Origin of the sequence: Micromonospora sp. NPDC005254 (assembly GCF_042872525.1) — a bacterium.
Classification (GTDB): Bacteria; Actinomycetota; Actinomycetes; order Mycobacteriales; family Micromonosporaceae; genus Micromonospora.
In genome coordinates this window covers 164,922-185,777 of record NZ_JBIAKM010000009.1, presented here as the reverse complement: position 1 = coordinate 185,777, position 20,856 = coordinate 164,922, and the positions used below count along the sequence as shown (strand labels likewise).

General features: G+C 71.7%; 16 protein-coding genes. 8 read left to right on the top strand and 8 right to left on the bottom strand.

Features of this window, described 5'->3' with window-relative positions:
- Window positions 1-215: 215 nt before the first annotated feature.
- A complete protein-coding gene (locus ACFYPR_RS26160; RefSeq protein WP_354855028.1) occupies window positions 216-1,238 on the top strand; it encodes a DUF4331 family protein in 1,023 nt (340 codons plus the stop codon).
- A gap of 94 nt (window positions 1,239-1,332) precedes the next feature.
- Here ACFYPR_RS26160 and ACFYPR_RS26155 read toward each other — a convergent pair whose 3' ends face one another.
- Together ACFYPR_RS26155 and ACFYPR_RS26150 are read right to left on the bottom strand one after the other, a co-directional pair.
- The gene (locus tag ACFYPR_RS26155; protein WP_007457642.1) at window positions 1,333-1,563 is read right to left on the bottom strand and encodes a DUF2188 domain-containing protein; all 231 of its coding nucleotides are present in this window, start codon (window positions 1,561-1,563) and stop codon (window positions 1,333-1,335) included.
- A gap of 73 nt (window positions 1,564-1,636) precedes the next feature.
- Window positions 1,637-2,296: a M23 family metallopeptidase gene (locus tag ACFYPR_RS26150; RefSeq protein ID WP_387182322.1), complete on the bottom strand. Its 660-nt coding sequence runs from the start codon at window positions 2,294-2,296 to the stop codon at window positions 1,637-1,639.
- Window positions 2,297-2,413: 117 nt separating this feature from the next.
- Between ACFYPR_RS26150 and ACFYPR_RS26145 the strand changes: the two genes are divergently transcribed.
- The 6 genes from ACFYPR_RS26145 (at window position 2,414) to ACFYPR_RS26120 (ending at window position 10,913) form a co-directional block, all read left to right on the top strand.
- A complete protein-coding gene (locus ACFYPR_RS26145; RefSeq protein WP_387262935.1) occupies window positions 2,414-4,816 on the top strand; it encodes a PEP/pyruvate-binding domain-containing protein in 2,403 nt (800 codons plus the stop codon).
- 28 nt (window positions 4,817-4,844) lie between these two features.
- Window positions 4,845-5,537, top strand: a complete 693-nt coding sequence (locus ACFYPR_RS26140) for a hypothetical protein (RefSeq protein WP_387262932.1) — start codon at window positions 4,845-4,847, stop codon at window positions 5,535-5,537.
- A gap of 13 nt (window positions 5,538-5,550) precedes the next feature.
- Window positions 5,551-6,132 carry a TetR/AcrR family transcriptional regulator gene (locus ACFYPR_RS26135; RefSeq protein WP_387262929.1) on the top strand — a complete coding sequence of 194 codons (582 nt, stop codon included), beginning with the start codon at window positions 5,551-5,553 and terminating at the stop codon, window positions 6,130-6,132.
- 79 nt (window positions 6,133-6,211) lie between these two features.
- Window positions 6,212-6,859, top strand: a complete 648-nt coding sequence (locus ACFYPR_RS26130; RefSeq protein WP_387262927.1) for an ABC transporter ATP-binding protein — start codon at window positions 6,212-6,214, stop codon at window positions 6,857-6,859.
- An 80-nt stretch (window positions 6,860-6,939) separates the two neighbouring features.
- The gene (locus ACFYPR_RS26125; protein WP_387262924.1) at window positions 6,940-9,978 is read left to right on the top strand and encodes an FtsX-like permease family protein; all 3,039 of its coding nucleotides are present in this window, start codon (window positions 6,940-6,942) and stop codon (window positions 9,976-9,978) included.
- On the top strand, window positions 9,975-10,913 hold the full coding sequence (locus ACFYPR_RS26120) for an ABC transporter ATP-binding protein (RefSeq protein ID WP_387262922.1): 939 nt from the start codon (window positions 9,975-9,977) through the stop codon (window positions 10,911-10,913). Before ACFYPR_RS26125 ends, ACFYPR_RS26120 begins: the two co-directional genes overlap by 4 nt.
- A gap of 15 nt (window positions 10,914-10,928) precedes the next feature.
- Here the strand turns inward: ACFYPR_RS26120 and ACFYPR_RS26115 are convergent, their stop codons facing one another.
- The 4 genes from ACFYPR_RS26115 to ACFYPR_RS26100 all read right to left on the bottom strand — a co-directional run bounded on the left by ACFYPR_RS26115 (window position 10,929) and on the right by ACFYPR_RS26100 (window position 15,047).
- Window positions 10,929-11,891 carry a hypothetical protein gene (locus tag ACFYPR_RS26115; protein ID WP_387262920.1) on the bottom strand — a complete coding sequence of 321 codons (963 nt, stop codon included), beginning with the start codon at window positions 11,889-11,891 and terminating at the stop codon, window positions 10,929-10,931.
- 80 nt (window positions 11,892-11,971) lie between these two features.
- Window positions 11,972-12,661: an alkaline phosphatase D family protein gene (locus tag ACFYPR_RS26110; protein WP_387262917.1), complete on the bottom strand. Its 690-nt coding sequence runs from the start codon at window positions 12,659-12,661 to the stop codon at window positions 11,972-11,974.
- A 122-nt stretch (window positions 12,662-12,783) separates the two neighbouring features.
- Complete coding sequence (locus tag ACFYPR_RS26105) at window positions 12,784-13,770, bottom strand: hypothetical protein (RefSeq protein ID WP_355135955.1); 987 nt, start codon at window positions 13,768-13,770, stop codon at window positions 12,784-12,786.
- On the bottom strand, window positions 13,767-15,047 hold the full coding sequence (locus ACFYPR_RS26100; RefSeq protein WP_387262915.1) for an MFS transporter: 1,281 nt from the start codon (window positions 15,045-15,047) through the stop codon (window positions 13,767-13,769). The genes ACFYPR_RS26105 and ACFYPR_RS26100 overlap by 4 nt, the downstream gene beginning before the upstream one ends.
- A gap of 222 nt (window positions 15,048-15,269) precedes the next feature.
- On the opposite strand from ACFYPR_RS26100, the gene ACFYPR_RS26095 reads away from it, so the two are divergent.
- The gene (locus tag ACFYPR_RS26095) at window positions 15,270-16,646 is read left to right on the top strand and encodes a DNRLRE domain-containing protein (protein WP_387262913.1); all 1,377 of its coding nucleotides are present in this window, start codon (window positions 15,270-15,272) and stop codon (window positions 16,644-16,646) included.
- Window positions 16,647-17,915: 1,269 nt separating this feature from the next.
- Here the strand turns inward: ACFYPR_RS26095 and mmsB are convergent.
- Together mmsB and mmsA are read right to left on the bottom strand one after the other, a co-directional pair.
- On the bottom strand, window positions 17,916-19,166 hold the full coding sequence (gene mmsB, locus ACFYPR_RS26090) for a multiple monosaccharide ABC transporter permease (protein ID WP_354855015.1): 1,251 nt from the start codon (window positions 19,164-19,166) through the stop codon (window positions 17,916-17,918).
- Window positions 19,163-20,701 carry a multiple monosaccharide ABC transporter ATP-binding protein gene (gene mmsA / locus ACFYPR_RS26085; protein WP_355135949.1) on the bottom strand — a complete coding sequence of 513 codons (1,539 nt, stop codon included), beginning with the start codon at window positions 20,699-20,701 and terminating at the stop codon, window positions 19,163-19,165. Before mmsA ends, mmsB begins: the two co-directional genes overlap by 4 nt.
- Window positions 20,702-20,856 lie beyond the last annotated feature (155 nt).

Sequence of the window (20,856 nt, the reverse complement as noted above, 5' to 3'; positions counted from 1 at the left end):
CGGCCCGCCGGCCCCCCCCCCCCCCCCCGGGGGCCGGGGGGGGGGGGGGGGGCGGCGGGGGGGGGGCCCCCCCCCCCCCCCCCCCCCCCCCCCCACCGCCGCGTGCGACATCTCCGCCCACCGGGTCAGCCTGATTCGGTCGATGGACCGGGCGACCACAAACCCGACCGCTATGTTCGGTTTAATCCAGATATAGCCGTTACGGGAGTGAGCCCATGTCGCACCACCTTGACACCCCCCTCGCCGCCCAGGGCGGTCAGCTCTACATCGACGACCTGTACGTCTTCAACGGCGACCGCACCACCGTGTTCGTCATGGACGTCAACAGCTCGGTGACCAAGGCCGACATCAAGCGCGGCTTCCACGCCGAGGCCCGCTACGAGTTCAAGATTCACTTCAACGGCTCGGACCTGGAGGAGCTGGCCTACCGATTCGCGTTCGGCGAGCCGGACGGCAACGCCACGCAGACCCTGGAGCTGTACGAACTCACCGGCGCGGACGCCCGCGATGACGCCGCCATGGGAACCCCCATCGCCCAGGGCAGGACCGGCGAGGTGACGACCGGGCAGCGCGTACGGATCTGGGCGGGCCGGATCACCGACCCGTTCTACGTCGACCTCGACGAGCTCGCCACGATCAACGGGGCGGTCAAGAACGGCGCGCGGGTGGACCGCTCGGCGTGGCGGGTCGACCAGGCCAAGAACAGCTTCGCCGGCACCACAGTCGAGTCGATCGTCCTGGAGGTCTCCCACGACGAGCCGCTGCTGCGCGAGGGCACCGAGATCGGCGTCTGGTGTCGGACCCTGCTGGCCACCGACGCGGGCGGGTGGCGGCAGATCAACCGCGCGGGCCACCCCATGATGTGGCCCATCTTCTGGCCGCACGACACCGACTTCTCAGACCCGGCGAACTTCCGGCACCCCAGCCAGGACCTGCCCGAGGACGGAAAGGAGATCGCCACCGCGGTCGCCGGGGTCGTCGCGGCGAACGGCACCGCACCGGACCCGCAGGCGTACGGCTGGAGCGTCGCCCGGCAGCTATACCCGGACGTGCTCTCGTACACCGTCGGTACGGCCGCGAACTACGGCTTCGCGGTCCGCAACGGCCGCACCATGGCCGACAACGCGCCCGAGGTGATGTTCTCCCTGGTCCTCAACACCGGCACCACCTCGGGCCTCACGCCCGACGTCACGAAGGCCGCCCGCGCCGACGCGTTCCCGTACGTGGTGCCGGCCTGACCCGCATCCCATGGGCGATTCACGACGACGCGCCTAACAGCGGACCGACCTCCTCGGTCACGCCGAAGAGGTCGGTCCGCAGGCGGTGCGGCGGTCAGCCCGCGATGTCCCGTGGGTCGCGGCTGCGCGGGTACGTGTTCTTCTCCCCGATCGTGCCGTCCTGCTTCTTGATCACGTGCTCGACGCCCCGGTCGGCTGCCATCTCGCGCCCCTGCGCCTGCGCGTCGGCCTTGGAGTCGTGCGTGCTGCTGGCCCGATCGTTGCCCTCCGGACGGTTCTTCCACTGCCCGTCTTCCTGGTACGTGTCGACGTCACCCTTGACCATCGCCGGCTCCTTCCCTGCGTCCGAACTGTCACCAGTCCAGTGCCCCGAGCCGTGGTGGACAAACCCGTGGTCCTCAGGAGACGGCCGGGCAGTTCTCGCTCACCCGCCGAAGTATCTGTTCGCGTTCGTCGGTGGTGATGCCCGACGGCGCACCGCCAAAATGGGTCTCGACCTTGTCCCAGCCGCGTCGCTGCTCGTAGTGCAGGTGCGGAGCGCCGGAGTCGCCGGTGCTGCCGAGCCGCCCGATCTGCTCACCCTGGGCGACCTTCTGACCGACCTCGACCAGCGGCGGTTCGAGCAGGTGCAGGTACTGCGTCTCCCACTTGCCACCGTGATCGATCTTCACCCAGTAGCCGCCGCCGCGACCGCGCGGGCCTTCCGGATTCTCCGGCGTACGCCCACCCAGCGAACCGTTGATGCCCGCCACGGTGACCGTGCCGCCGTAGGACGCGAGCACCGGACGCCCCCATGCCTCGCCCTCGATGGGGAACAGGTCGACGTCGAAGTCGTCGTGACCGGGGTAGGTGCTGAGCTGCCACGTCTCACCGCAGGCGACCGGCATCTGAAAGAGCGGACGGGGACCGGCCGGCCGCAGCAACGGCACGACCACCACGGCGACGCCCAGCACGGCCGCCGCCACGACGAGCGCGAGAAGGACGGGGATCAGCCGGCGGCGGATGCGGCGGTGGCTGCGGGCTCGGGTGGGGCGGCCGGTCGTCACCGGCCCGAGCATGGCAGACGCCGGCAACGCCGCGATCGCGGGTCGCGCTCATACCCAGGTGACATTGCAGTTGCATCGTAAAGAGGCTACGGTGGTTGCGATGCAGTCGCATTGCAACTGGAGGGCGTCATGTCCGTTATCGCGTTGTCCGAGGTGACCGCCGAGATGGTCGACCTGGTCGGTGGCAAGGCAGCCGGGCTGGGCGAGTTGATCCGGCGCGGCGAACGCGTCCCCGAGGGTTTCTGCGTCACCACCGAGGCCCATCGGCGCGGCGTCGTCCCGGCGGCGGAGATCATCGCCGCGTACGGGCGACTCGGGGCCGGCCCGGTGGCGGTGCGCTCCAGCGCCACCGCCGAGGACCTGCCGGACGCCAGCTTCGCGGGACAGCAGGACACCGTCCTCAACGTCACGGGCGGCGCCGAGTTGATCGCCGCGATCGGCCGGTGCTGGGAATCGCTGCACAGCGACCGGGCGACCGCCTACCGCGAGGCCCGCCACATCGAGCACCGCGAGGTGCGGATGGCGGTCATCGTGCAGCGCATGGTCACGCCCACGGCGGCGGGGGTGCTCTTCACCGCCAACCCGCTGACCGGCTGCCGCGACGAGATGGCGGTCGACGCCGCGCCGGGTCTCGGCACCACAGTCGTGGACGGCGCGACGGCCGTCGACCACTACGTCCTCGACGGCGTCGCGCGGGACGACACGGGGTGCCTGACCGCCGCGCACCTGGAGCGACTGCGGGCCACGGGTGAACGGTTGCAGGACCACTTCGGCTGCCCGCAGGACGTGGAGTGGGCGATCGACGCGGACGACGTGCTGTGGTTGCTGCAGTCGCGCCCGATCACCAGCCTGTTCCCCCTGCCACCGGCCACCGGCAAGCCCCTCCCCCGCGTCTTTCTGGAGTTCGGCCACGTCCAGGGCATGCTGCAACCGGTCACCCCGATGGGCATGGCGACCCTGCGGGCGCAGATCACCGCCATGCTCGCGGCGCTCGGCGTCCGGGTGGAGATCGTCGACATCGGCGGCCGCCTCTACGGCGACCTGACCGACCTGGCCAGGAGCCGGTCGTCCCGCCGACGGCTGGTCAAGCTCATGGCTGTCGACTTCGGCCCCCGGGCACAGGCGGTGATGCAGCACGTCCTGGCGGATCCGCGATTCGCCCCGACCAGCGGCGGCACCGGACGCGGTGCGGGACAGGGCGCGGCGTCGCTGCGGACGGCCGGCCGCGCGGTGGTGGGGATCGTACGCGCGCTGGCGCGCCCGGACGCCGCACGGATCCGGATGTTCGAGGCGATCGAGCAGCTCAGAGTCCGGTCGGTCGCCACCGACGACCTGCGGACCGCGGCCGACCGGCTGCGCTTGCTCGAAGCGCGCGACGACAGGGACGACAGCGACGCCATCATGTGGCCGATCGTCGCCGGGATGCTCGCCGCCGCGATGCCGGCCACGCTGCTCAAGGGTGTCGCCGACCCGGACGAGATCCACGCCGTGCTCGGCGGGATGCCGCACAACGTCACCATCGAGATGGACCTGGCGCTGTGGCGACTCGCTCAGGGCGTGGGTGAGCACCGACGACTCCTGCTCGACACCCCACCGGACGAGCTGGCCGCCCGCCACCTGGCCGCAACGCTGCCCGACATCGGCATGGCCGACTTCCTGAACGCGTACGGCCACCGCGGTGTCGCCGAGGTCGACGTCGGCGTGCCGCGCTGGGCCGAAGACCCCACACCGGTCTTCGCCGCGCTCGCCAACTACCTGCGTGTCACCGATCCGGGGCAGGGCCCCGACCAGCGCTTCCACCGCGCCGCGGCGGCGGCGGAGACGGCGCTGGGAGAGCTGGTCACGCGGACCCGTCGGCGGCGCCCGGTGCGCGGCCGGGTCGCCGGGTTCCTGCTGCGCCGGGCCCGTTCGTTGGCCGGCCTGCGCGAGGCCGGCAAGTTCGCCGGGTTGTACCCGCTGCGGGAGAGACGCCGACAACTGCTGCTGATCGGGGCGGACCTGACCGACGCCGGGCTGCTGGAACAGCCGGACGACATCATGTTCCTGACCCTCGACGAGGTGCGCGCCGCCGTACACCAGGATGTTGATCACCGCGGCGCCGTCGCGTCCCGGCGGGCCGTGCACCGCCGGGAGCTGCGTCGCCGGTCGGTGCCGGTGGCGTTGCTGTCCGACGGCACCGACGTCGAGACCGTCCTGCCTGCGGCGTCCGCCCTGGACGGGACGCTCGTCGGCGTGGGGGCGTCCGCAGGTCGGGTCACCGGCCCGGCCCGGGTCGTCCGCGACCCGGCCACCGCCCACGTCGAGCCCGGCGACGTTCTGGTCGCCGCGACCACGGATCCCGGTTGGACCCCGCTGTTCCTCACCGCCGCGGCGCTGGTCACCGAGACCGGCGCGATCATGGCGCACGGCCCCACGGTGGCCCGGGAGTACGGCATTCCCGCCGTCATCTGCGTGCCGGACGCCACCCGGACGATCTCCACGGGGCGGCTCGTCACCGTCGACGGCGGCGCCGGCGTCGTGACCGTCCACTGACCACCACCTGAACCCCGAGGACGACGAGATGACCGACACGAGGACGCCGACCAGAGCGAGAGTGGAACCGCTGTTGCGTCGGGCGGCCGTGGCCGAGGCCGCGATGTGGCGCAGCCTCTACGTGTGGGCGCGGCGTCGTCCACTGCCGTTGGGGCCCGGCGGCGAAGCGTTCGGCTACCTCGGCGTGGTCAAGCCGATCCTCGGCATCTTCATCGCCCTGTCGGTCGTCGAGATCCCGATCTTCGACCTGATCGTCACCCACGTGGTGCCGTGGCGGCCGGCCCGCTGGATCGTGCTCGGCCTGGGCATCTGGGGCGTGCTCTGGATGGTCGGTCTCTACGCCAGCATGACCATTCATCCACACGTCGTGGGTGACACCGGCCTGCGGGTGCGGGTCAATTCGGGCATCGACATCTGGATCCCCTGGGCAGACGTCGCGGCGCTGCGCAAACGCCACCGCTCACTGCCCTCCAGCAGGGCCGTCCAGGTCGAGCAGGAGGGTGACCGGCGCGTCCTGCACCTCTCGGTCGGCAGTCAGACGAGCATCGACGTCCTGCTGCGCCGGCCGACGACCTTCGACCTGCCCACGGGCCGGTCCGCGCCGATGGACGAGCTGCGGCTGTACGCCGACGACCCCGACGGTCTGCTGCGCAGCGCCCGGGGCACGCCCGCGCCGGAGGCTGACCGCCGCACGACGGCGGCTCCCGGCCACCCACTGTGAAACGATCGAGGTCATGCCCAAGAAGGTCGATCACCAGCAGCGACGCACCCTCATCGCGGACGCGTTGATGCGGGTCGCCGCGGACCACGGCCTGGAGGCGGTCAGCCTGCGCCACGTGGCCACCGAGGCGGGCGTGTCCGCCGGGATGGTCCAGCACTACTTCCGCACCAAGGACGAGATGATGGCCTTCGCGTTGAGCGTGGTCCGCGAACGCAGTCAGATCCGGGTCACCGAGGCGGTGGCGGGCCTGGGCGAGAATCCCTCCCCCCGGCTGCTGCTGCGCACGATGATCGCCGCACTCCTGCCGCTCGACGAGCACACCCGCGACGACGGTCGGGTGGCACTCGCGTTCCTCGCGTACACGGCGGTGCGGCCGTCGGCCGCGCCCAGCCTGCGCGAGGACACCGCCCAGCTCACCGCGTTCATCGCCAGCGTCCTGCCCGCCGGCCGTGGCGACGCCGCCGCGACGGGACTGCTGGCGCTGATGGAGGGGCTGGGCGTCCACCTGCTCGGTGGGCAGTACACCGCCGAGCAGGCCCTCGCCGCCCTGGACGCCCACCTCGACCTGCTCTTCGGCACACCGGCGACCACCTGAGCGTGTCTCCTCCAGGATTGCGCCATCTGGACGGCCGTGGCACTGTGCGGAACGTCGGTACCGGGAGGGGCGAGCGCGGATGTTGACTCTGCACAGGGTGTCGGTCGGCTACGGCGACATGCCCCCCGTCCTCCGGGACGTGTCGGTGACGGTCCGTCCGGGTCGGATGCTGGCGTTGACCGGTTCGTCGGGTGCCGGCAAGACCACCCTGCTCAACGCGATGGCCGGGCTGCTGCACCCGCGGGAGGGCACCGTGACAGTGGACGGGCAGGCGCTACGCGACCGTGATCACGGGGTCGAGCACCGGATCGTCCTCGTCCCGCAGGACAACGGTCTGGCCCCGATCCTGACCGCGACCGAGAACCTGCAGGTCGCACTGGTCGCCAGCGGCGTGGCAGCGCCGGAGGCCCGCCAGCAGACCGCCGCGATGTTGGATCGGCTGGGCCTCTCCGGCCAGGCTGACCAGATGGTCGAGGAGCTGTCCGGCGGCCAGCAGCAACGTACGGCCATCGCTCGCGGTCTGGCGCTGCGCGGCGGCGTGCTGCTTGCCGACGAGGTGACCAGCGAACTGGACGCGGGCAATCGGCAGCGGATTCTGGATCTGCTGCACGACGAGGCATGCCGGGGTGCGGCCGTCGTGTTCGCCACCCACGACCCGGAGGTGGCCGCCGCCTGCGAAGCGGAGCTTCACCTCGTCGAGGGCCGGGCGGAGATCGTCCGGAATTGAGGAACCTCCCGTAACCGGCAGGTCTCAGTCCACTCGCAGGGGACGGTGAGCGTAGGGCTTCGCCGATACCATCACCGTCAATGCTGACCATCATCTGGGCAGCGCTCGCGGCCCGCCGGGCGCAGGCCACGGCCGTGCTCCTGCTCGCGTTGCTCGCCAGTGCCGCCGCCGCGGCCGCACCGAGTTACGTCGCCGCAGCCGGCCAGGCCCTGTGGCGCTACGAACTGTCCACCGCGCAGCCGAACGAGCTCCGGGTGCGACTCGCCGAGCCCGTCGAATATCCGGGGATGCCCGGCGATCCCAACAGGACGCTGTTCGCGGGCAAGGTCCGGGAGTTGACGCCGGCCGGTTTCGACGTCGTCCTGGGCGCCCAGAGTGGCGGTGTCGCCGCCGGCCGTGCCGGCACGGTGACCTCGAACCTCACCTATCGGGCGGGGGTCTGCGAACGGGTCACCGTGACCGGCGCCTGCCCCCGGGCCACCTCGAGGGGTCAGCTCCCAGAGGTCATGGTCAGCACGCACACCGCGGCGCGGCTCGGTGTCGTCGTCGGGGATCAGTTCACGTTCGGCGCGGTGCCGGTGCGCGTGGCCGGCGTCTACCAACCGCTGGACGTCAAGGATCCGTTCTGGCTTGGCGAGGAGATCATTCGGCCACCCGCAGCGGACTCGGCCAGCGGGTCGATCCCGGGCAGCGCCGAGGACGCCATCTTCAGCGCCGAGTCCGCACCCCTCGTCGACGATCAGGCGATCCTGTTCCGGTCGACGGCTGATCTCTACGCCACCGAGCAGTTGTTGGACAGCCGATCGATACCGGACCTGCAGGCGACGCTCGCGGTGCTGAAGCGCGACGGGGGCCGTGCGGGTTACGGGGCCGGCACCAGCCTGCCCGGCCTGTTGGATCGCGTCACGCTGCAACGCGGGCAACTGGCCGACGGCGTGGCGCTGGGCGCGGGGCTGCTCGTTCTGCTCTGCTGGCTGGTCCTCTTCGTCGCGGTCGGTTCGGCGGCGGACCAGCGGCGCCCGGAGCAGGGCCTGCTCCTGCTCCGTGGCGTGCAGCGCCGACGCCTGTGGGCGCTGGCGATCGGCGAGCACGCCGTGCCCGTCCTGGTCGCGATTCCCCTCGGCTGTCTGGCCGGTCTGGGCGCTGCCACACTGCTCGCCGCGCACACCCTCCCGACCCACGTCGACGTCGCGGTGGACGCGACCACGATCGGATTCGCCACCATCGGCGCCGTCGGCGCGTTCGCCGCGGTGCTGCTGGCCCAGGCTCGGATGATGTCCGCGCCGGTCGTCGACCTGCTGCGCCGGGTGCCGGCACGGGTACGAGGGTGGCGGGCGACCATCGGCGACGTCGTCGCGGTGTCCATCGCCGTGGCCGCCGTGGTGCAGTTGCGCTCCGGCGGATCGCCCAGTGGCCTGGCGCTGGTGGCGCCGGTCGCCGGAGCGCTCGCCGGAGGTGTGCTGCTGGCGCGGATCGCGATGATCGCCGGTGCCGCGGTGGGTGCGGCGCTGCTCGCGCGCGGCCGGACAGCGGTCGGCCTCGCCCTGGTGCAGGTGGCCCGGCAACCACGGTTCCGGCCCCTGATCGCCCTGCTGACCGTGGTCGTCGCCATGCTCGCTTTCACCGTCGCGACGAGTGAGGTCGCTTCGGCCGCCTACCGCGATCGGGCGGTCGTCGAGGTCGGCGCGCCGCGCGTCGTCGAGGTCGACGCGACGTCGCGTTCACACCTGCTGACCGCCGTGCGGGCGGTTGATCCCGAGGGCAGATTCGCGATGGCCGCGGTGGTGTCGGGTTCGCCCGGCGCAGCCGGCACACCGCTGTTGGCCGTGGACTCCGACCGACTGGTGACGGTGGCCGCGCCGCATCCGTCCTACGGCGCGTCCCTGGCGGACATCGCCCGAGACATCCACCCAGCCGCGCCGGGGACACCCGTGCGGTTGCGGGGTAGCCAGCTCATCATGGCGCTCTCCGCCGACTTCGACGCCGAGGTCTTCGCCGGAAATCGGGTCCGCCTCGCGATCACGATCTCCGGGAGGAACGGCACCCGGGTGGTCCTCCCCTGCGACGACATCAAGCCCGGCCGGAGGGATTACGTCCTCCAGGTGCCCGAGTGCGCGCAGGAATGTCGGCTGGTCAAGATCGAAATCGAAGCTCCCGTGGTGTCCGGGCAGCTCAAGGTCCAGTTCGAGGAATTGCGTGCCGCCGACGCCGACGGCCAGGGCGAGACGGTCGTGCTGACCGGCGCGCAGCTCGCCGATCCGCGACGGTGGCGGCTGCTCGATCCGGTTGACACGTTCCTCGGCGCCGCGAGCGGGCCGAAGGCGGCGCTGGCCATCGAGATCGCGGAGAACCGGCGGTCGAAGCCGGCCGGCGTCGGTGTCGTCGATGCGCCGTTCCCGCTGCCCGTCTACCTGACCCGATCGAAGGGAACGGCGGTCGGCGGCTCTCACCCGTACGACGGTGTCGACGGGACACCGACCAACGGTTCTGTTCGAGGTTTGGTCGACCGCCTGCCGCGGCTCGGTGGATCCGGGCTCATCGTCGACCTGGAGTACGCGGACCGACTCGCCGTCGCCAGCCAGAACGGCAGCGAGGAGGTCTGGCTGGCGCGGTCGGCTCCCGCGGACATCCTCGACCGGCTTCGCGCACAGGGTCTGGTCGTGCGGAGCGACCGGACGATCACCCAGGTACGGGAGAATTTCGATCGGCAGGGAGCGGCGTTGGCCCTGCGTTTCAACGTGTTCGCCGCGCTGGCCGGCGTGCTGATCGGGGCGGCCGGCATGGTGGCGACGGCCTCCGCCGACCAACGCGCCCGGGTGGCCATGCTGGTGGCGCTCCGTCGGCAGGGGCTGCCACCACGTGCCGTGCGTGGCGGTTACGGGTGTCCGGTCGTGTTCGCGGTGGGGTCGGGTGCACTCGTCACCCTGGTGATCTGGCTCCTCACCCGGGGCGGGCAGCGTCTGTTCAGTGACGGCCGCTCACCGGTCCCGATACCCGACTGGCCGGACGTCGGCCGGCTGCTGTTGTTCGCGGTGCCAGCCGTCATCGTGTTCGCCCTCACGGCGGTCGTGCTCGGTCGGACCGTCGCCGCCGCGGTGCGCCTCCGGAGTGGTCGATGACCGCCGCGCGGCAGGACGCGCCGGAAACCCCCGCAGAGCCGGCCGGGGGTGTGGCCGTCACCTGCCACCGGCTGATCCACATCTACCCCATCGCCACCGGTGACGTCGTCGCCCTCTCCGGCGTGGACCTGAACATCGCGGCCGGCGAGATGCTGGCGCTGGTGGGTCCGTCCGGCTCCGGCAAGTCCACGCTGGTGGCGATTCTCGGTGGGCTCATGCAACCCTCCGCCGGGCGGGTCTACGTGGGCGACCACGAGCTGTCCCGGCTCTCGGCCAAGGGCCTGGCCGCCCTGCGCGGGGCCACGGTCGGCACGGTGCTCCAGGGCGCCGAACGCAACCTGCTGCCGTACCTGTCGCTGTCGGACAACATCTGGTTGGCGCAGCGACCTGCGGCACGCCTGGCCGGACGCCGGCTCGACCCACCGGAGGCGATCCTGGAACTGGTCGGTCTCGGCGGCGCCGGCGCGCGGCGGGTGAGCGACCTGACCCCGGGGCAGCGCCAGCGGGCCGCTCTGGCGCAGGGGCTCGCCGCCGGGCCCGGCCTGCTCCTGGTCGACGAGCCCACAAGTCAGCTCGACCAGGCCGGTCGCGACGACGTGCTCGCGGCGCTGGCCACTGTCAACGCGCAGCGGGGCACCACAGTGGTCGTGGTGACCCACGACGGCGAGGTGGGTGCCCGGCTCGGCCGAGCGGTCACCATCCGCGACGGCCGGGTCGGCGCCGAGGGGCGTAACGGCCGGGACTTCGCCGTGGTGGCCGGTGACGGCACGATCCAGTTGCCGCCCGAGACGTCGGCGGCCTTCCCGGCCGGCACGTTGTTCGAGGTCGACCACAGCGACCGAGCGATCACCCTGCGCGCCGTGGCCGCCCCGTCGTCCCTCGGCGGTGACGACGGGGCGGCCAGCGCCGGCGGCGAGCCCGACCACGCCCTCTGAATGGACCCGGCCGACTCAGTTCACCGTGGCAGCGGCCCGCGCCTTGCGCTGGCGCAGCTCGTCGGCGGTCATCAGCCAGGTGGAGTTCGTCGCCCCGAGACCGAGGAGCACCTGGTCGAAGCCGTTACCGTCGTTGTCGTCGGTGTAGCAGAGGCTCACCTCGCCCCACGGGGACGCGGCGATCGCCAGGTGTTCCTGCCGACCCGTCGTGGTCTGGCTCAGGGCCTGGGCCGCCAGCCGACCGGTGGTGCTGCCGTCCGGGTTGAGGCCGCGCGCCCAGACGTCCGGGTTGGCGCCGGACACCGTCCAGCCCACCACGACGTTGTCCTCGTCGTCGATGCCGACCCCGGGCGCGACGGCCCCGGTCCCGGTGGACACCTGGACCTCACCGTGGCGGGCGGCGCCGGCAGCGGTGAACGAGCGCGCCCAGACGCCCCGGGTGCCGGTGTGGTCCGACTCCCAGCCGACGGTGAAGTCACCGGCGAACGTCGCCGCGACCGACGCCCGCTGCTGCTGCCCGCCGCTCTGCGCGTTGGCCGTGCGCCGGGACAGCACCACCGCGCCGTTCGACCGGGCCAGCCGGGTCAACCCGATGTTGTACGAGCCGTTGGCGTCGGCGTCCTCGTCCCAGACCACCAGCGCCTCGCCGGAGGCGGACACCGCCACGTCGGGGCGGTGGTGCGAGCCGGTCGTCTGCGAGGCCGTCACCTCGTACGCCTTGGCGGTGGCGGCGGTGAAGCCAGCGGCCTTGACGGTGGCCGGAGCGGTCGCCTGCACGTCCTCCCAGACGACGGTGAAGCCGACGCCGGCGGTGGTGGGCGCGCCGTCGGGGTCGACCGCCACCTTCGGCCAGATCTGCTGCCCGGCGTCGCTGGCGTTGGCCTGCCCCGAGCCGAGGATCGCGCCGGCCGCTGACACCACCCGGTACTGGATGTTGTAGACGCCGTTGCCGTCTCCGTCGGCGGCCCAGACGACCACGGTGTTGCCCCGGTCGTCGAGCCCGACGTCCGGGCTGATGTGCCGCCAGGCGGCCCCGCTGGTGCCACCGGTGGAGAGCTTCAGCTCGTAGCCGGGTGTGCCGTCGCGGAACAGGCGCAGGTAGATCTAGCGTAGAGGGCGTACCGGCGGCGGTAGTCGGCCAGCGACACGATCTCCGCGCCGACGTGCTGGCGCACGGCGGAGGTGTTGACGCCACCCTCGTAGATGTAGTCGCCGAGGTGCAGGATCAGCCCGGGGTTCTCCTCGGCCATCCGCCGGTACGCGGTGTAGTAGCCGGCCTCGTAGTGGGCGCAGGACGCGAAGGCCATGACCAGGTCGCGGCCGAAGGTGCCCGGGGCCGGCGCGGTCCGCGTACGTCCCACCGGGGAGATCTGCCCCTGGGCCCGGAACCGGTAGTGGTAGTCGGAGTCGGCGGCGAGGCCGCCCGCGACGACGTGCACCGAGTGGGCGTCGGCGTAGCGGGCGACCACCGAGCCGGACGCGACAAGCGACGAGAAGCGGTCCGTCGTGGACACCTGCCACTCGACCGTCACGTCGGCGTTGGCCATGCCGCCCTGCCCGTCGGCGTTGAGCGGCGAGGGCGCCAGCCGGGTCCACAGGACCACGCTGTCGGACGCCGGATCACCGGACGCCACACCGAGTTTGAAGGAGTACGGGACCGCGGCGCGGGCACCCTGCCAGGGTGTCACCGCGGCGCCGGCGGCAGCGAGTCCACTGAGGACGAATATGCGACGGCTCAGCGTTGTCATGGTCCATACCTTCGAGGCCGTCGATGAACGGCGAAGGCTGCGGCGCGGAAGCCGACGTGACGGGACGTCGACCGCGGCAAGGCGGTCAGGTGTCCTGGCCGCCGAGGTTGGCGGCTGGGCCGTCAGGTCAGCGGCGACGGCGACTCGGCGCCGGGGATCAGCAGTTTCGGCGTACCGGACCCGTCGGCCGCGACGCTGAAGACGTCGGGCCGACCGTCGCTCTGGCGCAGTGTGTAGGCCAGCGTGGCGTCGTCGAGCCAGGCCGCCTGGTCGTCGACGCTGGTGGTCTCCGCCGTCGCGGTGACCCGCCCGGATGCCAGGTCGAGGACCGACAGCCGCCAACCCTTCGTCGGGTCAGCGTCGATCGCCTCCTTGAAGGCGATCCGGGTGCCGTCGGGCGACAGCGACGGGCACTCCACGTTCGTCCGCATCGTCTCGACGGTCCGGGCGGCCACGTCGCCGCGCACGAGGTACCGCCTGCCGCCGGTGGCCATGGTCGCGTAGAAGTGGTTGTCGTCGGCGGTGAAGGTGACACCCCAGTAGTTGATGTCGGGGCTGCGGTAGCCGCGACCGTCCCGCGTGACGGCGAACTCCTCCAGCGACGTCACGGTGGCGCCGGTGACGGTGTCGAGGATGCCGGTGCGGGTGGAGAAGCCGCTCGCCGTGTAGGAGTCGCCCCCGACGAACGTCGTCCAGGAGACCATCCGGCCGGAGGCCGAGACCCGGGCCCGGTTGGGCAGGCCGGGCACGCTGAGCGTCCGCTTCTGGCGCAGCGCCGCGTCGAGCACCACGACCTGGTACGACCACGCCGTCTCCGGCCGCAGGCAGACACCGGTGCCGGCGGCCGCGTACACCCGCAGGCATTCCAGACCCGAGACGGTACGCGGCCCGGCGGGATCGGCGGTCGCGACGCTGGAGACGTACCGGTCGGTGATGGCCAGCAGGCGCGGGCCCGGCGCCAGTGTGACCGCCTGGTCCCCGGCGGCGGTCGGCGGCGGGGTCCGGGCCGGCTCGGCGGCGATGGCGGCGTAGCCGGCCGCCACGCTGGCCAACAGCACCGCGCTGGCGGCCACCACGCCGAGCTTCGCCCGGGTCGACATCGCGCTCATGGGGACACCTCCCGGAGACTGGGGCGGAGCGGGGAGGCCAGCAGGAGCACGGTGACGACCAGGACGCCGACGACGGCCACGGCCGCCACCCGGACCGCCGTCTGCGGCCCCCACGCCTGCCAGGCCAGCCCGAACAGGACCGAGGAGACGAGGTACGCCAGCGCCTGCCCGGTCTGGACCAGCGCGATCCCGGTGGTCCGTAGCCGTGGTGGCAGCACCGGCCCGGCGAGCGCGATGAGCACGCCGTCGGTGGCCGCGTAGAACGCGCCGTACAGCGCCAGCGTCAACGCGAGCGCCGGCCAGCCGTGCGCCGGCCCGGACAGCAGCAGGTAGGTCGCGCCGAGGGCCACGTAGCCGCCCACCACCACCGGCAACCGCCCGATCCGGTCGGCGAGCACGCCGAGGGGTGCGGCGAGCACCAGGTAGGCCAGGCTGGTGCCCAATGCCAGCAGCGGGAACCACCGCAGGCCAAGGTCTTCCCGGCGCTGGAGCACCAGGTAGACGAAGCCGTCGCCGATGGTGGCCAGCCCGAGCATCGTCGCGGCCAGCAGCAGCCGACGGGCGGGCCGGCTGCGCAACAGGCCGAACGCCTCGCGGACGGAGACCCGGGGCTCGTCCGGCCCGTCGGCCGGCTCGCCGGTCGGTCGCTCCCGGACGAACAGCACGAGCACGACGACGGCCAGGACGGCGACGCAGAAGCTGGTGACGAAGACCGCGTCGTACGACTGCCCGACGACCAGCAGGACGGCGAACGCGACGAGCGGCCCGAGGAACGCGCCGACGCTGTCCATCGCCCGATGCACCCCGAACGCCCGGCCCAGGGCCTCGGGCGGGGTGGAGAGCGTGATGAGCGCGTCGCGGGGCGCGCTGCGCACACCCTTGCCGAGCCGGTCGACGGCGATGACGGCGCCGATCGCGGGCACCGACCGGCCGGCGAGCAGCAGGCCGAGCTTGGCGACGGCAGAGAGCGCGTAGCCGACGCCGGCGACCAGCTTGCGCCGCCGGAACCGGTCGGCGAGGAAGCCGCCGACGACCCGCAGCAGCGCGGTGGCGCCCGTGTGGACCCCGTCGAGCACGCCGAAGGCCACCGGGCTGAGTTGCAGGCCCAGCACCAGGTAGAGCGGCAGGACGGCGGCCACCATCTCGGCCGAGATGTCGGTGATCAGGCTGACCGTGCCGAGCGCGACCACGTTGCCGCTGACCAGCGCGAGCCGTCGGCGTCGTGGACCGGCGTCGGGCGGGTCGGTGACCGGCCGGGAGACGGACGACAGGTACACGCGCATCTCCTCTGATCGGTGGGCGACGGTCAGCCATCGTGACGATCGGGTCGGGGGCGTCACAAGGGACCGCGAGGGGCGGACAAACATGCGGTGGGTGAACACCGGAGAAACATCGAGATGTTTCGTTGCTTGAGCGTACTGTTCACCTGGCGGCAGTCCGCCGGTTCATCGACCTTCCTACATTCCTTGCGCTTTCCACCCGCAACGAAGGGGTCCTGGATGGACATTCGAATCGCCCGCCCACCGGTCACGATCGGGACGGTCGCGGTGCTCGTCGCCGCCACCGCCGCCGTCGTCCTGACCGGCTCGGGCGCGGCCTCCGCGGCGAGCGTGACGTTCACGCCGGTCGCCGACACCTACGTCCAGAGCGACACGGCGTCCACCAACTACGGCACGTCCACGCAGATCGTGGTCGACAACTCACCCGCACGGCGGATGTTCCTGCGCTTCACGGTGAGCGGTGTCAGCGGCACGGTGACCAGCGCCAAGCTGCGGCTGCGCACGATCAGCGGCAACAGCGGCAGCGACGCCGGTGGCACGTTCCGGACGATGTCCAACACCACCTGGTCGGAGACCGGCACGACCTGGAGCAACCAGCCGACGATCGACGGGGCCACCCTCGGGTCGCTCGGCTCGGTCGCCGGCAACACCTGGTACGAGGTCGACGTCACCTCAGCGGTCACCGGCAACGGGACCTTCAGCTTCGGCGCGACCTCGACCAGCGGCGACGGCGCCTACTACGACACGCGGGAGAGTGGAGGCGACGCCCCGCAGTTGGTGGTCACGACCGGCACCACGACACCGCCGTCGGGCGATCCGGTCCTCGTCGGGGCCGGTGACATCGCCACCTCCGGCTCCGGTGACACCGCCACGGCGGCGCTGCTCGACAACATCTCCGGCACCGTCTTCACGACCGGCGACAACGTCTACGACAGCGGCACCGCATCCCAGTTCGCCAGCTACTACGAACCCACCTGGGGCCGGCACAAGGCGCGCACCCGCCCGTCACCGGGCAACCACGACTACAACACGTCCGGCGCGACCGGTTACTACAACTACTTCGGCACGACCGCCGGCCCGAGCGGTCGCGGGTACTACTCCTACGACCTCGGCAACTGGCACATCGTGTCGCTGAACTCGAACATCAGCATGTCGGCCGGGTCGACGCAGGAGCAGTGGCTGCGCGCTGACCTGGCGGCCAGCAGCAAGCCGTGCACGCTGGCGTACTGGCACCACCCGCTGTTCACGTCCAGCTCCAACCACGCGCCGTCGACCTCGACCCGCCCGCTGTACCAGGCGCTCTACGACTACAACGCCGACGTCGTGGTCTGGGGCCACAACCACGTGTACGAGCGGTTCGGCCCGATGAACCCCGCCGGCGGCTACGACGCCAGCCGGGGGATGCGCAGCTTCGTCGCCGGAATGGGCGGCGCCGACCACTACGGCTTCGGCACCATCCAGCCCAACAGCGAGGCCCGCAACAGCTCGGCGTTCGGGGTCCTGAAGTTCACCCTGCACTCCGCCAGCTACGACTGGCAGTTCGTGCCGGTCGCCGGGCAGACCTACAACGACAGCGGCACCGGCGCCTGCCACTGACCGCCTGATCCCGCCGCCCCCGCTACCGGGGCGGCGGGATCACCCCTCGCAGCGGCGCGCGACACCGCAGCACCCGCGGCACCTGCAACACCCGCACCGCCCCCACGCGATACCCGCGGCACCCCGCAGCAGTGGGCGCGGCGACTCGGCACTGCGGCAGGCGGCACGGCGGCACGGCGGCACGGCGGCACGGCGGCACGACGCTGCGGCAGGCGGCACGGCGGCACTGCGGCACGACGCTGCGGCAGGCGGCGCTGCGGCACGACGCTGCGGCAAGCGCGGCAGGCGGCACGGCGCTACGGCCGGCGGCCCAGTGTCCCGTGCGGTTCCCTGTAGAGCTGCCCCAGATATGGGCCACCCACCCGCCCGGCGCGGAAGTCGTCATGCCGGTCGAGTTCGCGGACCATGTGCAATCGCCAGCAGCACAGACCCCTGACCCTCGCCAGCGGCACGCACCCGGCCCCTCGCCAACCGCACGCCAGGCCGCAGACGAAGGACCGCACACCCATCACGACACCTCGCCGATGCAGATCTTGGACAGTTTCCGTTACGAGAAAACGGAAACTGTCCAAGATCTGCGGCATCGACAGCCCGACGACGCCGTCCGTCTCTACGGCGGGCCGTCCATGGACCGCGAAAGGGCGGCGTGACCGCGCCGCCGTCGTCGCCAGCACGACCATCGCCACCAGGACGGCCGTTGCCAACCGGCGCGGCCGTTGCCAACCGGCGCGGCCGTTGCCAACCGGCGCGGCGTTGCCACCGAACGACCATCGTCACCCAGCACGGCCATCGCCACCAGCAGGGCCGTCGTCACCCGGCACGGCCGTCGTCACCAGCACGGCCGTTGCCACCGGTTCGGCCGTCGTCACCAGGGCGGCCATTGCAGGCACGGCGGTCGTCACCGGCGTGGCCGCGAGCCCTGTTGCGTGCCGCGGGGTTGCCGCCCCATATCTGGGGCAGCTCTACAGCGCTTGAGGAAGGTGGGGCCGACTCCGGCAAGGCGCTTCCGGCATCGGCGCGAGCCTCCGTCGGCGGCGACGCGGCGCGGGCTTCTGTGGGCGCCGCAGCGCGGAGTCGACGTGACCGGTTAGCCGAACGCCCGCGCCACCGAACGCCCGCGCCACCGAACGCCCGCGCCGCCAAACGCCCCGCGGCGCCAAACGCCCCGCGGCGCCAAACGCCCCGCGGCGCCAAACGCCCCGCGGCGCCTAACGACGTGTGCCCCTGCCCGTGGGACGGGTAGGGGCACACGTGTGCAGTGTCGTCGTGTCAGCGGGCCGTACCGGCGCGGCGCTTGTTGTAGACGTCGAACGCGACGGCGACGAGCAGGACGAGCCCCTTCACCACCGACTGCGTCGACTGGTCGATGCCCATCAGCTGCATGCCGTTGCTCATCACCGCCATGATCAGACCACCGACCATCGCGCCGACCACGGTGCCCACGCCACCGGTCACCGCCGCGCCGCCGATGAACGCCGCGGCGATCGCGTCCAGCTCGAACATGTTGCCGGCTGCGGGCTGCGCCCCGTTGGACCGCGACGAGTAGATGACGCCCGCCACCGCCGCGAGGAAGCCCATGTTGACGAACATCCAGAAGTTGACGGTGCGGACCTTCACGCCCGACAGCGCCGCCGCCGAGAGGTTGCCGCCGATTGCGTAGACCTGGCGGCCGAAGACCGTACGCCGGGTGAGCAGGCCGTAGACGAGCACCAGCACGGCCAGGATGATCAGCACGATCGGCAGCCCTCGGGCGTGCGCCAACTGCCAGGCGAAGTACATGAGGACCGCGCCCACCAGGACGACCCGGGCGACAAACAGCGGGAACGACTCGACCGGCTGCTGGTAGCGGATGCGCGCCAGGCGGGTGCGGAAGCCGCTCACCGCGTACCCGGCCACGGCGAGAGCGCCGATGAGCAGCGTGAACGCGTCGAAGCCCTGACCGCCGAGCAGCCCGTTGAGGAAGCCCGCCGCGACCTTCTGGTATTCGGCCGGGAAGGGCGACAGGGAGATGTTGTCGAGCACCTGCAGCGTGAGGCCCCGGAAGAGCAGCATGCCGGCCAGGGTCACGATGAAGGCCGGGATGCCGGCGTACGCCACCCAGAACCCGTGCCAGGCGCCGACCGCGACACCGACGGCCAGTGCCGCCACGATGCCCACCCACCAGGGGTGGCCCTGCTGGATCACCAGGACGGCGGAGACCGCGCCGGTCAGCGCGACCACCGAACCCACCGACAGGTCGATGTGCCCGCCGATGATGAGAATGACCATCCCGATCGCGAGCACCAGGATGTACGAGTACTGCAGGACGATGTTGGTGATGTTGCCGGGACTCAGCAGCACCCCGTCGGTCAGGAGCGCGAAGAGCGCGACGATGACGACCAGGGCGACGTAGATCCCGCTCTGCCGAAGGTTGTTCAACACCAGCGCCCGCAGGTCGCTCGTCCCACTGTGCAGGGCGGCGGCGGGTGTGCTGTCCGGGGGCGTCGGGCGCTCCGTCGAAGGGGTTTTGATGCTGGTCATCCGACGAGCTCCTTGTCCTTGGTCATCAGCTCCATGAGGCTCTCCTGGGTCGCCTCGCCGACCGGCTTCTCGCCGGTGATCCGGCCTGCGGCGAGGGTGTAGATGCGATCGCACATGCCGAGCAGCTCGGGCAACTCCGACGAGATCACGATCACCGCCTTACCTGCGGCCACCAGCCGGTTGATGATCGTGTAGATCTCGTACTTGGCGCCGACGTCGATGCCCCGGGTGGGCTCGTCCAGGATCAGCACATCCGGGTCGGTGAACAGCCACTTCGACAGCACGACCTTCTGCTGGTTGCCCCCGGAGAGCTTGCCGACCACCGCCATGACGCTGGGCGTCCGGATGTTCATCTCCTTGCGGCTGGCCTCGGCAACCTTGATCTCCTCGTTGCCGTTCACCCAGCCCAGGTGGGCCAGCCGGTCCAGGGCTGCGGCCGAGACGTTGCGCCGGACGTCGTCGATGAGGTTGAGGCCGTAGCGCTTGCGGTCCTCGGTGACGTAGGCGATGCCGTTGTCGATGGCCTCTGCGACGGTACGGGCGTTGACCTCCCGCCCGCGCACGAAGAGCTTGCCGTGGATGTCGCGGCCGTAGGAGCGGCCGAAGACGCTCATCGCCAGCTCCGTCCGGCCGGCGCCCATCAGCCCCGCGATGCCGACGACCTCGCCGGCGCGCACCGACACGCTGACGCCCTCGACGACCATCCGCTCCTGGGTCGGATGCCGCACCGACCAGTCCTCGATCCGCAGCACCTCGTCCCCCGGCGACGAGACGCGATCGGGGTAGAAGCTCTCGATGTCGCGCCCGACCATGCCCCGGATGATGCGCTGCTGACTCACGTCGGCGGCGCCCATGTCCAGGGTCTCCACCGTGCGGCCGTCGCGGATGACCGTGGTCGAGTCGGCGATCGCGGTGATCTCGTTGAGCTTGTGCGAGATCATGATGCAGGTGATGCCCTGCTCCTTGAGCTGTCGCAGCAGGCCGAGCAGGTGAGCCGAGTCGACGTCGTTGAGGGCGGCGGTCGGCTCGTCCAGGATGAGCAGGCGCACCTTTTTCGACAGCGCCTTGGCGATCTCCACCAGCTGCTGTTTGCCGACGCCGAGCTGGATGACCGGGGTGACCGGGTTCTCGTGCAGCCCGACCGACGCCAGCAGCTCGGCCGCCTCGGCGTTGGCCCGGTTCCAGTCGATGAGCCCGCCACGGCCTCGCCGCTCGTTGCCGAGGAAGAGATTCTCGGCGATCGACAGGTAGGGCACCAGGGCGAGTTCCTGGTGGATGATGACGATGCCGTTGGCCTCGCTGTCCCGGATGCCCCGGAACTGCATCGGCTTGCCGTCGAAGAGGATCTCCCCGTCGTACGAGCCGGAGGGGTGGACGCCGGACAGCACCTTCATCAGGGTGGACTTGCCGGCGCCGTTCTCACCGCAGATGGCGTGGATCTCCCCCCGACGCACCGCGAGGCTGACGTCCTCCAGCGCGGTCACCCCCGGGAAGGTCTTCGTGATACCACGCATCTCGAGGATGGTGTCGTCCATGGTCACTGTCCTCTGTCGGGTCTGGACGCGGTCCATCACGGCGTGGGGGGGGGGGGGGGGGGGGGGGGGGGGGGGGGGGGGGGGGGGGGGGGGGTGTGTGGGTGGGGGGGGGGGGGGGGGGGCGGGGGCCGAGTCAGGAGGAGTAGGAGAGAAGA